This is a genomic window from Sphingobium sp. Z007 (assembly GCF_900013425.1).
In the GTDB taxonomy this organism is placed as follows: domain Bacteria; phylum Pseudomonadota; class Alphaproteobacteria; order Sphingomonadales; family Sphingomonadaceae; genus Sphingobium.
The window spans coordinates 1,766,542-1,780,230 of sequence record NZ_FBXK01000005.1 but is presented as its reverse complement, the minus strand read 5'-3'; the positions used below and the strand labels follow the sequence as shown (position 1 = coordinate 1,780,230).

Here is a 13,689-nt window from a genome sequence, read left to right as displayed (position 1 = left end):
GTTCGTCGGACGGGTTAAGGCATGATAGATGACCGAAATTACGGAGTGTCCCGCCCATGCGCCTTTCCCTGCTCGCTCTTCCCCTGATCGCGATGATCGCCGCAACCCCCGTCGGCGCCGCGCCGGAGGGCGATGCCGGTGCGCGCTGGTGGGCGCATGTCCAGGCGCTGGCCAATGACGGCATGGAGGGGCGCGGCACCGGCACGCCGGGCTATGATCGCGCGGCCGACTATGTGATCGCCCAGTTCAAGGCGCTGGGCCTGAAACCGGCGGGGATCGACGGTTACAAGCAGCCGGTCGCCTTTATCGAGCAGGTGATCTTGGCCGACCAAAGCAGTGCATCGCTGGTCGGGCCGCAGGGCGAGGTGGCGCTGGCGGTGCCGGACGACCTGATCTTTTCGGGCGGCGGCGGGCCGGTGCCCGAACGCATCGACGCGCCGATGGTGTTCGCGGGCTATGGCCTGCATTTGCCCGAAGCGGGGCATGATGATTTTGCCGGGCTGGACCTGAAGGGCAAGATCGTGGTCGTGCTGTCGGGCGGGCCGTCCACGATTTCCGGTGCGCTCAAGTCGCATGCGCGGTCCGAACGCGCGCATTGGCTGGCGGCGCAGGGCGCGCTGGGCCTCATTACGCTGGTGACGCCCAAGCAGGTGGAGATTCCCTGGGTCCGCCGGGTGGCGCTGGCGGGTGCGCCCGCGCTTTATTATGCCGACGCGACGCTGCGCGAAACGCAGATGCCCTTCCTCGGCGCGCAGTTCGATCCGGCCAAGTCAGCGCAGTTCTTCGGCGGGACGGACAAGGATTTCGCCGCGATCGCCGCGGCGGCCGATGCTTCCACTCCGATCGCCAGCTTCCCGCTCGCGCTGCGTTTCAAGGCGCAGGTGGCCGCCAAGCGCCGCGACCTGTCGTCGCCCAACCTGATCGCGGTGCTGCCGGGCAGCGACCCCAAGCTGCGGCCGGAGCATGTCGTTTTGTCCGCGCATCTGGATGGCTATGGCGTCGGCACGCCGATCAAGGGCGACGCCATCTATAATGGCGCGTTCGACAATGCGTCGGGCGTCGCCAGCTTGCTGGAGATCGCCAGGGCGCTGAAAGCCAGCAAGGTAAAGCCGAAGCGGTCGATCCTGTTCGCGATCGTCACGGCGGAGGAGAAGGGGTTGCTTGGCGCGCGATATTTCGCGCGGCGGCCAACGGTGCCGCAGTCCAGTATCGTCGCGGACCTGAATTTCGACATGGCGCTGCCGATCTTCCCGCTGACCAGCGTGACGCCGATCGGCTATGACCAGAGTTCGCTCGGCCAGGATGCGGCGGCGGTGAGCGCGCAGATGAACCTGCCGATCACGCCCGATCCCTTCCCCGATCGCAACGTCTTCATCCGGTCCGACCAATATGCCTTCATCCGCGAAGGCATCCCCGCGCTCTTCTTCAAATATGGGTTCAAGGCGGGCACGCCGGAGGCGGACACGGAAAAGGCGTGGCGGGCGAACCTCTATCATTCGCCGTTCGACGATCTGAACCAGCCGGTGATGCCGGCGGAAAGCGCGAAGCTGAACGATTATGTGACCGCGGTCACGCTGCGCGTCGCCAACGCGCAGGCGCGCCCGGCGTGGAATGCGGACAGTTTCTTCAAGCGGTTCGCAAAATAACGAGCAATGCCGTTCGTTTCGAGCGAAGTCGAGAAACGGGAAGCGCGGCTCTATCCGCTTCTCGACACGCTCGAAGCGAACGGAACTTTGTTTATTTCTCAGCCTCATAGAGTTCTAGCGGCAGGCCGTCGGGGTCGGTGAAGAAGGTGAACCGCTGGCCGGTATATTCGTCGATGCGGATCGGTTCGCATGGAACGCCTGCGGTATCGAGCCGCGCCACCTCCGCGTCGATATCCGCGACCGTGAAGGCCAGGTGACGCAGGCCGCAGGCTTCCGGGCGGCTGGGCCGGGCCGGAGGCGCGGGGAAGGAGAAGAGTTCGATCTGCACGTTGCCCGCGTCAAGATCGCACTTCCACGACTGCCGATCGGCGCGCCACATTTCGCGAATGACGGGCAGGCCCAATATGTCGCGATAGAAGGCGCGCGAGCGGTCATAGTCTGAACAGATGAGGGCGATGTGGTGGATGGCGCGCATCGGCGGTTCATAGGTGATGGATGCGCTGCCCGCCAGGTTTCGATCGATGGTTGGTTCAGGCGACGCGGTGTTGTTCGCCGACATCGAACAGCCAGGCCTCGGCTTGCGCGACCGACGCGAATATCTCCGCGTCGTCGCGTACGCTCAGGATACGGCGGGTCTGCAATCGGGTCAGATTGTCGTGCCGCACCACCGCCAGCTTTTTCGATTTGAACCGCGTGTCCAGCACGACGCGGGTGAAGGCGGCGACGACCTCCTGCGACTGGATGACGCAGCCTTCAGTATTGATGAGCATGACATACTCGCCCGATCCCAGCCCCATAGCCGTCACCGCGGCTTCCTTGTCCGCGTTGAATCGATCGACGTCGGCAGGATCGAGAAATCCTGACATTTGCGCGATGACGAGCTTGCGGCTCTTGTCCGATGTGACGTTGATCATGACGGTTTTCCTATGGGTCGCTGGGTAAATGCATGCGCCGATGGGATTAATGAAAGATGATCGAATGCCGCGGCTTCGACCAATGTCTAAGGGATCGGCACCGTCGCCCGCTCGCCATGGTCGACGCGCCCCGCTTGATCCCTCGCCTCGCGCCGCCTACACCCGCGCGATGACCTACGCACCCTACCCGGCGCTGCGCCTGCGCCGCACCCGCGCATCGGCCTGGAGCCGGACGATGCACGCCGAAAACCGCCTGTCGCCCAGCGATTTCCTCTGGCCGCTGTTCGTTAACGAAGGGCAAGGCGTGGAGGAGCCGATCGCGGCTCTGCCCGGCGTGTCGCGCTGGTCGGTGGACCTAATGGTGGAACGGGCCAGGGACGCGCGAAATGCGGGCATTCCCTGCCTCGCCCTGTTCCCCAACACGCAAGCTGAAAGGCGCAGCGACAACGGGGCCGAAGCGCTCAATCCCGATAACCTCATGTGCCGCGCCATCCGCGCGATCAAGGATGCCGTGCCCGACATCGGCATCCTGACCGACGTCGCGCTCGACCCCTATACCGCCCATGGCCAGGACGGGCTGCTGGACGAGACGGGCTATGTGCTGAACGACGCCACGATCGACATACTGATCGGCCAGTCGCTCAACCAGGCGGCGGCGGGCGCGGACATCATCGCGCCCAGCGACATGATGGATGGCCGGGTCGGCGCGATCCGTGCGGCGCTGGAGCAGGGCGGGCACCCCAATGTCCAGATCATGGCCTATGCCGCCAAATATGCGAGCGCCTTCTATGGCCCGTTCCGTGACGCGGTGGGATCGCGCGGGTTGCTCAAAGGCGACAAGAAAAATTATCAGATGGACCCCGCCAATGGCGAGGAAGCGCTGCGCGAGGTCGCGCTGGACCTGGCCGAGGGGGCGGACAGCGTGATGGTGAAGCCGGGCCTGCCCTATCTGGATGTCATCGCGCGGGTGCGCGACCGCTTCGCCGTGCCGGTCTTCGCCTATCAGGTGTCAGGGGAATATGCGATGATCGAACATGCCGCAGCCGCCGGATCGGGCGACCGCGACGCGCTGATTTTGGAGACATTGATGGCGTTCAAGCGGGCGGGGTGCAGCGGCGTGCTGACCTATCATGCCCTCCACGCCGCGCGGCTGCTGGGGGCCTGATGCAGATCGGGACGCGCGCGCGCTTCGTCGTCACGATCTGCGCAGGCTCGTTCCTGCTCTTCCTTGTCCAGCCGATGATCGCCCGCATGGCGCTGCCGCGTCTGGGCGGCGCGCCGTCGGTGTGGAATTCGGCGATGCTGGTCTATCAGGCGCTCCTGCTGGGCGGCTATGCCTATGCCCATATGCTGGGGCGGTTCCCGGCGCGGCGGCAGGCGCTGATCCACCTCGGCCTGTTCCTGGTCGCCGCCATCTTCCTGCCGATCGGCCTGATGGGCTGGCAACCGCCGCAGGATATGGAGCCCGCGCTCTGGGTGCTGTGGCTGCTGGCGGCATCGATCGGGCCGCTGTTCTTTGTGGTCGCGGCGCAGGCGCCCTTGCTGCAACGCTGGTTCGCCTTGTCGGACGGCAGCGATCCCTATCCGCTTTACGCCGCGTCCAACTTGGGCAGTTTCGCCGGGCTGATCGCCTATCCCTTGCTGGTCGAGCCGCTGCTGACATTGAAGGCGCAGAGTATCCTTTGGTCGCTCTGCTATGGCGCGCTCTTCTTTCTGGTCTATGCCAGCGCCCGCCGCCTGCCGCCCGGCAGCGCTGCGGAGGCAACGACACAGGCGAGCGACGCGCCCCGGCCTGATCGCCGCAGGATGCTGCACTGGATGACGCTGGCGGCTGTCCCATCGGGCCTGATGATGTCGACCAGCCTCTACCTCACCACCGACATCGTCGCGATGCCGTTGCTCTGGGTGCTGCCGCTTGGCCTCTATCTGCTCAGCTTCTCGGTCGCCTTTGCGGCGCGCCGCGGCGGGGCGGATCTTAGCATCCTGATCGCGCCGTTGGTGCTGCTGATCGGCGCGTGCATCGCCTTTACCGGCGGCATCCATTTCCCGGTCTTCATCGCGCTGGGCATCCTGGCGGTGCTGTTCGTCGTCGCCACCGCGCTCCATGCGCGCCTCTACGAGCTGCGCCCCGAACCGGTCCATCTGACCCGCTTCTACCTGCTGATGTCGGTGGGCGGCATGGTGGGCGGGCTGTTCTGCGCGCTGCTGGCCCCGTTGATCTTCGACTGGACCTATGAATATCCCATCCTGCTAATCGCCGCCGCACTGTTGCTGCCGGCGCGCGAAGCGACGCTGCGCCTGCCGCGGCTGTTGTGGGAAGATACGGGCCGCCGCGTGTGGCTGGTGCCGCTCATGCTGTTGCTGGGCCTGGCGTTGTCGACGCTGGGCGGCGGGCTGGCGCTGGGCGATGATACGCCGCCGCTGGTCAAATCGCTCAGCTTCTGCGCGATCATCGCGATGGCCATCCTGACTTTGGGCCAGCGGTTCATGACCGCGGCGATGCTGGTCTATCTGATGCTGTGCCTGAGCGGTTGGGAGAAATTGTCGCAGTCAGCCAGCGGAATGCTGACGCGCAGCTATTTCGGCGTCTATGGCGTCGCCAACAAGAGTCCGACCGAACGCATCCTGTTCCATGGCACGACATTGCACGGCGTCCAGAATCTGGAGCCGGGCCGGGAGCGCGACCCGACCAGCTACTATGCGCCCAAATCCGGCGTCGGGCTGGCGCTGGGCCATGCGCTCGACCTGTTCGGGGGCAAGGCGCGGATCGACGTGGTAGGGCTGGGGGCGGGGACGCTCGCCTGCTATGCCCGCTCCGGTCAAACCTGGCGTTTCTATGAGATCGATCCTGCCATGGTGGCGATCGCGCGCGATCCGGCCGATTTCAGCTTCCTGGCGCGGTGCCAGCCGCGCGCCGACATCGTCATCGGCGACGCGCGCATGACGCTGGCGCGGCAGCCGGCGGGCGGCGCGGACATATTGGTGATCGACGCCTTTTCATCCGATTCCATCCCGATGCATTTGCTGACGCGCGAAGCGATGGCGATCTATGGCCGCCGCCTGGCGCCGGGCGGGCTGCTGCTGATCCACATCTCCAACCGCTATCTCGACCTGCGGCCGGTGGTGGCGGGCGATGCCGTGGCCGGCGGCTGGCACGCGCGGCTGCGCCATTACAAGCCCGCCAAGCGGGATGCCGCGCGGCGCTACGCCGCGTCGATCTGGGTCGCGCTGTCGCGCAATCCGGCGCAACTGGACCGGCTGGCGCGCGTGTCGGGCGGCGAGCCATGGGATATCCTAAAGCCAAAGCCCGGTTTTTCGGCCTGGACCGACGACCATGCCAGCATCCTGCCGGTGCTGAAGATCAAACCATAAGAGGAGAGATGCCGTGACCGGCTCCGCCCATCCCGATGCTCATCCTGGCGCCAGCATTATCCCGTTCAACGGCAAAACCCCGGTCATCCACCCCAGCGCCTTCATCGCGCCGGGGTGCCGAATCATCGGCGATGTGGAGATCGGCGAGGATGCCAGCATCTGGTATAATTGCGTCATTCGCGGCGATGTGAACCGGGTGCGGATCGGCGCGCGAAGCAATGTTCAGGATGGCACGGTCATCCATTGCGACAGCCCCGGCGACCGCGCCGATGGCCGCCCCGCCGAAGGCTGGCCCGCGATCATCGGCGACGATGTGCTGATCGGCCATATGGCGATGATCCATGGCTGCGTGTTGCAGGATCGGGCCTTTGTGGGCCTGGGCGCGATCGTGATGAGCGGATGCACGGTGGAAAGCGACGCGATGCTGGCGGCGGGCGCGCTGCTGTCGCCCGGCAAGACGGTGCTGCATCGCCAATTATGGGCGGGGCGGCCGGCCAAATATATGCGCGACCTGTCCGACGCGGCGCTGATCGACATGCGCGAGGGGGTGGATCACTATGTCCACAACGCCAAGGCGCATAGGGGCGCGATCAGGGCGATGGCGGAGTAAGGTTGGCGTTGCTGGAGATGAACGACGCAGGGGTTAGCGCACCGTCCGCTTATATCGACGCACCAGCCACAGGCCGACGAAAACGGCCACTGTCAGTATGCGCGGGGGGAGGTTTTCGACCGCATGGTCGACGCTCCAGAACAAGGCGTCCCCCGCGCTGATGACGATCAGCACCAATAGCCCGAACAGCAAGGGCGGCAGGATGTGGCGAGCCTTCATGACGCCGCCATAGCATGGCTGCGTTCGGCTCGCGATAGTAGGGGCGCTCTGTTAGGAGGGCCAGTGGTGCGGGCGGTCGGAATCGAACCGACACTCCTTGCGGAACCGGATTTTGAGTCCGGCGCGTCTACCAGTTTCACCACGCCCGCACGGCTGGTGACGGCCAGATGACAAAATCCGGCGCGGGCGTCCAGCCGAAAATCGGCAAAAGACGGAAAAGTCATCCCGTCCCGGTTGACAGCACCCCCCGACAAGACCAGATGCACTCGTAAATGTAATGTTATATCATAATTGGATTATTATGACTTCTTGTGACGACCGGCGGAAAATCGGGAAATGCCTGCCAGCCCGGACCGGCTGGCTCGACGGCTTCGCGCTGTGCGCCTCGTCGCTCTGCACGCTGCACTGCCTGGGCCTGCCCTTGCTGTTCGCGCTGCTTCCCGCCTTTGCCAGCCGCATCGATCCGGGCGAATCCTTCCATCTGCTCATGCTGGCGCTGGCGGTGCCGACCAGTGTGTCCGCGCTGGGGCAGGGGTGGCGGCGCTATGGTGCGCCCGGCCCGATGCTACTAGGCGTCGCCGGGCTTGGGCTGATGGCTGTCGGCGCGCTCATAGCAACGGGCGAAATCGCCGAGGCGGTCTGGACCGTAGCGGGCAGCGCGCTGCTGGCCGGCGCGCATATCCGCAACTGGCGGCGCGGGCGCGGACAGCGGCGCGGCTGATAGTCGATGAAGCGGCCCGCGGTTGGGCGCGCCGCCTCACGCTATCTATGCCGGGAGTGGATTATCCCTTGCGCGTCCGCACCGTCATTGCCGTGGATCAACCGCCCAGAAAGTCGATCAGATCGCTATTCAGCCGGTCCGGCGCGGTGGCGAACAGACCGTGGGGTTCGCCGTCATATTCAAGGAAGGTGGCCTGCGGGATGCCTGCTGCCGCCGCCCGTCCGGTCGGGTCGATCGGCACGGTCTTGTCGGCGGTGCCGTGGACGATGAGCGTGGGCACGGTGAAAGCGGCCAGATCGGCGCGGAAATCGGTCTGGCCGAACGCATCGACGCAATCGATCGTCGCCTTGGGGCTGGCCATCACGCCCAGGATGAAGCTCCAGTCGAGCAGGCCCTGGCTGACCGGACTGGTGACCCAGCCGACGCCGTAGAAGGTCTTGGCGAAACTCTGCAGGAAGGCGAAGCGATCCTTGCGCACCTGGTCCTTCATGTCCTGCAGCACGCCGATATCCACACCATCGGGGTTGCTGTCGTCCTTGAGCAGATAGGGCACGACCGACGCGATCAGCGCGACCCGCGCGATCCGGCCGGCGCCATGGCGGGACAGATAACGGGCGATTTCGCCGCCACCCATCGAAAAGCCGACCAGCGCCGCCTGGTGCAGGTCGAGATGGTCCAGCACATCGGCAAGATCGTCGGCGAAGACATCATAGTTATAGCCGGTGGCAGGATGGCTGCTATGGCCAAAGCCGCGGCGGTCATAGGTGATGACACGATAGCCCGCCTCCACCAGTGCAAGCGTCTGATATTCCCACATGTCGCCGGTCAGCGGCCAGCCATGGATCAGCACGACCGGCGGGCCATCGCCCATATCCTTGACGTGCAGCGAAGCGCCATCGCGAGTTGCGACCTGGGCCATAAGACATTCTCCTGATTTTTTATGTGTTGGGATAGGTTGGCGGCAGGCCGTTGGGCCTGCCCATCGTGCAGCGATCATGCTGTCGGGTGATCTGCCCCTTCGGCATATACAGCCCTTCAATCGCGCGACGGCCGGGGAAGTTCCCGCCACTTTTTCGCCTTTTCGCGTCATCTTGTTGCCGCGCGGCGCGTTGGACGATAGCCTTCTTGCGTAACGATCCGCGACCGCTATAAGGGCGGCTTCGTGCAGACATAGACAACTTCAAACGGAGAAGGACCATCCTTTGACCGAGCCGTCTGCTACGTTCCTGTTATTTGGCGCCACGGGTGACCTGGCCCGCCGCATGATCTTCCCATCGCTCTACAATCTTCTCTCCGACGGTTTGCTGCCCGACGACTTCCTGATCGTCGCGTCCGGCCGGTCGGAGATGGACGATGACGCCTTCCGCATGGAAGTCGATGCCGCGTTGCAGCAGTTCCTGCCCGCCGACCGCTATGACGCGGATGTGGCCGGGCGCTTCCTCAATCTGATCGGTTATCAGCCTGTCGATGCGGGCAATGCGGATCAGTTCGCGAAACTGGCCGAGCGCATCGACGGCCGGCTGGAGCGCGGCCTGTCGGTCTATCTGTCCACCCCGCCATCGCTGTTCGCACCGACCGCGCAGGGGTTGAGCGAAGCCGGCCTCATCACGCCGCGCACGCGCATTGCGATGGAAAAGCCGATCGGCAAGGATCTGGCGTCGTCCAGGGTCGTAAACGACGGCATCGGCTCGCTGTTCGCCGAAGAACAGATTTTCCGCGTCGATCATTATCTGGGCAAGGAAACGGTCCAGAACCTGCTGGCGCTACGCTTCGGCAACGTCATGTTCGAACCGCTGTGGAACACGACGGCGATCGACCATGTGCAGATCACCGTGGGCGAGACGGTGGGGCTGGAAGGCCGCGTTTCCTATTATGACGGGGTCGGCGCGCTGCGCGACATGGTGCAGAATCACATGCTCCAGATCCTGTCGATCATCGCGATGGAACCGCCCGCGCGCATGGACCCGACCGCGGTGCGCGACGAGAAGGTGAAGGCGCTGCGATCGCTACGCCCGATGACCGCCGAAACGGTCAAGCATTTGAGCGTGCGCGGCCAATATACGCCGGGCGCGGTCGGCGGGCAGATCGTCACCGGCTATGCCGACGAACTGGGCCAGCCATCGGACACCGAGACGTTCGTGGCCTTGAAGGCCTTTGTAGACAATTGGCGCTGGCAGGGCGTACCCTTCTACCTGCGCACCGGTAAGCGGATGCCGGCGCGCCAGTCCGAAATCATGATCCGGTTCAAGCCGGTGCGTCATTCGATCTTCGGCCGTGATGGCCAGGCGTCGGGCGGCGGTTCGGGTCTGGAGGCGAACACTCTGGTCATCCGGTTGCAGCCGGAGGAATATATCCGCCTGACCATCATGAGCAAAAGGCCGGGGCTGGAACGGCAGGTGAAGTTGGATGAGGTGACGCTGGACGTGTCTCTGACCGCTGCCTTCGCCGGACAGCGCCGCCGCATCGCCTATGAAAGGCTGATCCTGGACCTGCTGGTCGGTGACCAGACCTTGTTCGTGCGCCGCGACGAGGTAGAGGCGCAATGGGCCTGGATCGATTCGATCATCGATGGATGGAAGGAGGCGAACATGAAGGTGTCGCCCTATTCGTCCGGGAACTGGGGGCCGTCTTCGGCCATTGCCCTTATCGAACGTGACGGAGCCAGCTGGCATGACTGACCTACATCCCGTAATCGCCAAGGTCACGGAGCGCATCGTCCAGCGCAGCGCCGCGTCGCGCCTGAAATATCTCGACCTGATCGAGCGGGGCCGCGACGCGGGCACCAACCGCGATCAACTGTCCTGCGGCAACCTCGCCCATGGCTTTGCCGCGAGCGGGGAGGACAAGGCCGTGATCCGCACCGGCCGCGCGATGAATATCGGCATCGTGACGTCGTACAACGACATGCTCTCGGCGCATCAGCCCTATGGCCGCTACCCCGAGCAGATCAAGATCGCCGCCCGCGAAATCGGGGTGACGGCGCAGGTGGCGGGCGGCGTGCCGGCCATGTGCGACGGCGTGACGCAGGGGCAGGCGGGCATGGACCTGTCGCTGTTCAGCCGCGACACGATCGCCCTGGGCACCGCCGTCGCACTCAGCCACGCGATGTTCGAGGGCACGTTGCTGCTGGGCATATGCGACAAGATCGTGCCCGGCCTGCTGATCGGCGCGCTGCGTTTCGGCCATTTGCCCACCATCCTGATCCCGGCCGGGCCGATGCCATCGGGCCTGGCCAACAAGGAAAAGGTCCGCATCCGCCAGCTCTATGCCGAAGGAAAAGTGGGCCGCGAGGAGCTGCTGGAATCCGAAAGCGCCTCCTATCATGGCGCGGGCACCTGCACTTTCTACGGCACGGCCAACTCCAACCAGATGATGATGGAGATGATGGGCCTGCACATGCCCGGCGCCGCCTTCGTCAATCCGGGCACGAAGCTGCGCAGCGAACTGACCCGCGCGGCGACGCATCGGGTGGCGGACATTGGATGGGATGGCGACGACTACAGGCCGCTCGGCCATTGCGTCGATGAAAAGGCGATCGTCAACGCGATCATCGGTCTGATGGCGACGGGCGGCTCCACCAACCATGCGATCCATGTTCCCGCCATCGCGCGGGCGGCGGGCATTCATGTCGACTGGACCGACTTTGCCGAGATTTCCGACGTCGTGCCGCTGCTGGCGCGGGTCTATCCCAATGGATCGGGCGACGTGAACCATTTCCACGCCGCGGGCGGTACGGCCTATATCATCCGGGAATTGCTGGACAATGGCCTGTTGCATCGGGACATCATGACGGTCGCGCGCGCCGACCTCACCGATTATGGCAAGGAACCGGTGCTGGAGGACGAAGCGCTGACCTGGAAGGATGTGCCTGCCGCGCGCGACGATGCGATGCTGCGCCCCGTGTCCAATCCGTTCAGCGCCGATGGCGGCATGAAGCTGCTCCAGGGCAACCTCGGCCGTTGCGTCATGAAGGTGAGCGCGGTCGATCCGGTGCGCTGGACGATCGAAGCGCCTGCCGCCGTCTTCCAGGACCAGGACGATGTGCTGCGCGCGTTCAAGGCGGGCGAACTGGAGCGCGACGTTGTCGTCGTGGTCCGCTTCCAGGGGCCGAAAGCCAACGGGATGCCCGAACTGCACAAGCTGACCCCGGCGTTGGGCGTCTTGCAGGATCGCGGGTTCAAGGTCGCATTGCTTACCGACGGGCGCATGTCCGGCGCGTCCGGCAAGGTGCCCGCCGCCATCCATTTGTCGCCCGAAGCGCTGGGCGGCGGCCCGATCGGCAAGCTGCGCGACGGCGATGTCGTGCGGGTATGCGCGGAGACCGGCACGGTCGAGGCGCTGGTCGATGCGGCGACATGGGACGCGCGCGACATCCCCGCCGCCCCGCCTCCGCCTTATGATACCGGTCGCGAGCTGTTCGCGCTGTTCCGCCATCATAGCGACTTGGCCGAACAAGGCGCGTCGCCGATCCTGGCGGCGATGGAAAGCGAAGTTTAATTTAATTCCGTTCGGGCTGAACCCGTCGAAGCCCTTCTCTTGTTTGAAGAGGAGTGTGGCCCCTCGACAGGCTCAGGGCGAACGGACGGAGAGTGATATGACCGACATCATCGCCGCCGATATCGGCGGGACCAACGCCCGTTTCGCCCGCGCATCGCTGGACGCGAAGGGGGTGCCGACGCTCGGCACCGTGCGCAAATATAAGGTGGCCGACTATCCCAGCCTCCAGGCCTGCTGGGCCGCCTTCGCCGAAGACGAAAAGAAGGAAGGGGATGGCGACCTGCCCAGGGCGGCCTCGATCGCCTTCGCCACCGCGATCGGGCGCGACGTCATCAAGCTGACCAACAGCAGTTGGGTGATCCGCGCTGATACGCTGGCCGCCGACATCGGCGTCGATACGGTGCGCCTGGTCAATGATTTCGAGGCGGTGGCCCATGCCGTGTCGCGCCTGCCGAACGAAAACCTCCCGCTGCTGTTCGGTGAGGACAAGCCCTTTCCCAGCGATGGCGGCGTCACCATCCTGGGGCCGGGCACGGGCCTGGGCGTCGCACTGATCGCCTATGACCAAGGCCATCCCCATGTCATCGCGACGGAGGGCGGCCATCTCGACTTCGCGCCGCTCGACCCCATCGAGGAAAAAATCCTTTCCTATCTGCGCGACAAATTCCTGCGCGTATCGACCGAGCGGATCGTGTCCGGGCCGGGCCTCAATTATATCTACAAGGCGTTGGGCACGATCGGTCATGATCGCGTCGTGCTGATGGAAGACCCCGAATTGTGGCAGGCGGCGCTGGAGGATAGCGACCCGTTCGCCCGCGCCGCGCTGGAGCGTTTCTGCCTCTGCTATGGATCAATCGCGGGCGACCTGGCGCTGGCCCATGGGCCGCACGGCGTCGTGCTGGCCGGCGGCCTGACCCAGCGGATGCGCGATTTCCTGCCGCACAGCGGCTTCCATACCCGTTTCAAGGCCAAGGGCCGGTTCGAAAGCCTGATGGCGACCGTGCCGATCCGCATGGCCATTCATGATGAAATCGGCCTGTTCGGGGCCGCCGCCGCATTCCGGGAGAAATAAGATGAGCAAGTTGACCGTCGAACAAGTGATGGAACTGGCCCCGGTGATCCCGGTGCTGGTGGTGGACAGGGTGGAGGACGCGTTGACGATCGCGCGCGCCTTGGTCGCGGGCGGCCTGCCCGCGCTGGAAGTGACGCTGCGCACCCCCGCTGCGCTGGACGTGATCCGCGAAATGAGCAAGGTCGAGGGCGCGGTGGTTGGCGCGGGCACAGTGCTGAACCCGGCGCAGCTCGACGCCGCGATGGAGGCTGGCGCGCGCTTCATCGTCAGCCCAGGCCTCACCAAGCCGCTGGGCAAGGCAGCGATCGCGGCCAAAATCCCCTTCCTGCCTGGCACGGCCACGGCCGGCGACATCATGCGCGGGATGGACATGGGCCTCACGCACTTCAAATTCTTCCCGGCCGAAACGTCTGGCGGCCTGCCCGCGCTTAAGGCTTTGGCCGCGCCGCTGCACACGGCGCGCTTCTGCCCGACCGGCGGCATCACCCCGCAAAATGCACCCGAATGGCTGGCCCAGCCCTTCATAAAATGCGTCGGCGGCAGCTGGGTCGTGCCCAAGGGGCCGGTGGACGCAGCCAAGATCGAGGCACTGGCGCGCGAAGCGGCGGCATTGCCGCGCTGATCTGATTCCCTTGCCT

13 protein-coding genes and 1 tRNA gene are annotated in these 13,689 nt (G+C 65.1%); 9 read left to right on the top strand and 5 right to left on the bottom strand.

Going from position 1 to position 13,689, the window contains the following annotated elements:
* Window positions 1-56: 56 nt before the first annotated feature.
* Window positions 57-1,646 (top strand): M28 family metallopeptidase, encoded by a 1,590-nt coding sequence (locus CEQ44_RS16630; RefSeq protein ID WP_088182039.1) that lies wholly within the window; start codon window positions 57-59, stop codon window positions 1,644-1,646.
* Window positions 1,647-1,737: 91 nt separating this feature from the next.
* Here the strand turns inward: CEQ44_RS16630 and CEQ44_RS16625 are convergent, their stop codons facing one another.
* Both CEQ44_RS16625 and CEQ44_RS16620 read right to left on the bottom strand, forming a co-directional pair.
* A complete protein-coding gene (locus CEQ44_RS16625; RefSeq protein WP_088182098.1) occupies window positions 1,738-2,121 on the bottom strand; it encodes a VOC family protein in 384 nt (127 codons plus the stop codon).
* Window positions 2,122-2,176: 55 nt separating this feature from the next.
* Window positions 2,177-2,560, bottom strand: coding sequence for a hypothetical protein (locus CEQ44_RS16620; protein WP_088182040.1), 384 nt, complete (start codon window positions 2,558-2,560; stop codon window positions 2,177-2,179).
* A gap of 169 nt (window positions 2,561-2,729) precedes the next feature.
* On the opposite strand from CEQ44_RS16620, the gene hemB reads away from it, so the two are divergent.
* The 3 genes from hemB to CEQ44_RS16605 are packed head-to-tail and all read left to right on the top strand — an operon-like array spanning window position 2,730 to window position 6,542.
* Entirely contained in the window at window positions 2,730-3,725 is a 996-nt protein-coding gene (gene hemB, locus CEQ44_RS16615; protein WP_088182041.1) for a porphobilinogen synthase, read from the top strand.
* Window positions 3,725-5,932 (top strand): fused MFS/spermidine synthase, encoded by a 2,208-nt coding sequence (locus CEQ44_RS16610; RefSeq protein ID WP_088182042.1) that lies wholly within the window; start codon window positions 3,725-3,727, stop codon window positions 5,930-5,932. The genes hemB and CEQ44_RS16610 overlap by 1 nt, the downstream gene beginning before the upstream one ends.
* 13 nt (window positions 5,933-5,945) lie before the next feature.
* Window positions 5,946-6,542, top strand: a complete 597-nt coding sequence (locus tag CEQ44_RS16605) for a gamma carbonic anhydrase family protein (RefSeq protein ID WP_088182043.1) — start codon at window positions 5,946-5,948, stop codon at window positions 6,540-6,542.
* A 33-nt stretch (window positions 6,543-6,575) separates the two neighbouring features.
* Here CEQ44_RS16605 and CEQ44_RS16600 read toward each other — a convergent pair whose 3' ends face one another.
* Window positions 6,576-6,761 carry a hypothetical protein gene (locus tag CEQ44_RS16600; RefSeq protein ID WP_088182044.1) on the bottom strand — a complete coding sequence of 62 codons (186 nt, stop codon included), beginning with the start codon at window positions 6,759-6,761 and terminating at the stop codon, window positions 6,576-6,578.
* Between the two features lie 64 nt (window positions 6,762-6,825).
* Window positions 6,826-6,910 (bottom strand) — tRNA-Leu (locus CEQ44_RS16595).
* 152 nt (window positions 6,911-7,062) lie between these two features.
* Here CEQ44_RS16595 and CEQ44_RS16590 point away from each other — a divergent pair.
* Window positions 7,063-7,482, top strand: a complete 420-nt coding sequence (locus tag CEQ44_RS16590; RefSeq protein WP_088182045.1) for a MerC domain-containing protein — start codon at window positions 7,063-7,065, stop codon at window positions 7,480-7,482.
* A gap of 97 nt (window positions 7,483-7,579) precedes the next feature.
* Here the strand turns inward: CEQ44_RS16590 and CEQ44_RS16585 are convergent, their stop codons facing one another.
* Entirely contained in the window at window positions 7,580-8,401 is an 822-nt protein-coding gene (locus tag CEQ44_RS16585) for an alpha/beta fold hydrolase (protein WP_088182046.1), read from the bottom strand.
* 283 nt (window positions 8,402-8,684) lie between these two features.
* Here CEQ44_RS16585 and zwf point away from each other — a divergent pair, with 283 nt between their 5' ends.
* The 4 genes from zwf to eda all read left to right on the top strand — a co-directional run bounded on the left by zwf (window position 8,685) and on the right by eda (window position 13,673).
* On the top strand, window positions 8,685-10,160 hold the full coding sequence (gene zwf / locus CEQ44_RS16580) for a glucose-6-phosphate dehydrogenase (protein ID WP_088182047.1): 1,476 nt from the start codon (window positions 8,685-8,687) through the stop codon (window positions 10,158-10,160).
* A complete protein-coding gene (edd, locus tag CEQ44_RS16575) occupies window positions 10,153-11,979 on the top strand; it encodes a phosphogluconate dehydratase (protein ID WP_088182048.1) in 1,827 nt (608 codons plus the stop codon). Before zwf ends, edd begins: the two co-directional genes overlap by 8 nt.
* 97 nt (window positions 11,980-12,076) lie before the next feature.
* A complete protein-coding gene (gene glk / locus CEQ44_RS16570) occupies window positions 12,077-13,051 on the top strand; it encodes a glucokinase (protein WP_088182049.1) in 975 nt (324 codons plus the stop codon).
* Window position 13,052: 1 nt separating this feature from the next.
* Entirely contained in the window at window positions 13,053-13,673 is a 621-nt protein-coding gene (eda, locus tag CEQ44_RS16565; RefSeq protein WP_088182050.1) for a bifunctional 4-hydroxy-2-oxoglutarate aldolase/2-dehydro-3-deoxy-phosphogluconate aldolase, read from the top strand.
* The last annotated feature ends 16 nt before the right edge of the window (window positions 13,674-13,689 follow it).

Bases quoted from the DNA above. Each gene is read 5' to 3' on its own strand.
- CEQ44_RS16625 (WP_088182098.1), bottom strand. From the start codon at position 2,121: ATGCGCGCCATCCACCACATCGCCCTCATCTGTTCAGACTATGACCGC.
- CEQ44_RS16600 (WP_088182044.1), bottom strand. From the start codon at position 6,761: ATGAAGGCTCGCCACATCCTGCCGCCCTTGCTGTTCGGGCTATTGGTG.
- CEQ44_RS16590 (WP_088182045.1), top strand. From the start codon at position 7,063: ATGACTTCTTGTGACGACCGGCGGAAAATCGGGAAATGCCTGCCAGCC.
- CEQ44_RS16585 (WP_088182046.1), bottom strand. From the start codon at position 8,401: ATGGCCCAGGTCGCAACTCGCGATGGCGCTTCGCTGCACGTCAAGGAT.
- CEQ44_RS16610 (WP_088182042.1), top strand. From the start codon at position 3,725: ATGCAGATCGGGACGCGCGCGCGCTTCGTCGTCACGATCTGCGCAGGC.
- hemB (WP_088182041.1), top strand. From the start codon at position 2,730: ATGACCTACGCACCCTACCCGGCGCTGCGCCTGCGCCGCACCCGCGCA.
- edd (WP_088182048.1), top strand. From the start codon at position 10,153: ATGACTGACCTACATCCCGTAATCGCCAAGGTCACGGAGCGCATCGTC.
- CEQ44_RS16620 (WP_088182040.1), bottom strand. From the start codon at position 2,560: ATGATCAACGTCACATCGGACAAGAGCCGCAAGCTCGTCATCGCGCAA.
- eda (WP_088182050.1), top strand. From the start codon at position 13,053: ATGAGCAAGTTGACCGTCGAACAAGTGATGGAACTGGCCCCGGTGATC.
- glk (WP_088182049.1), top strand. From the start codon at position 12,077: ATGACCGACATCATCGCCGCCGATATCGGCGGGACCAACGCCCGTTTC.
- CEQ44_RS16630 (WP_088182039.1), top strand. From the start codon at position 57: ATGCGCCTTTCCCTGCTCGCTCTTCCCCTGATCGCGATGATCGCCGCA.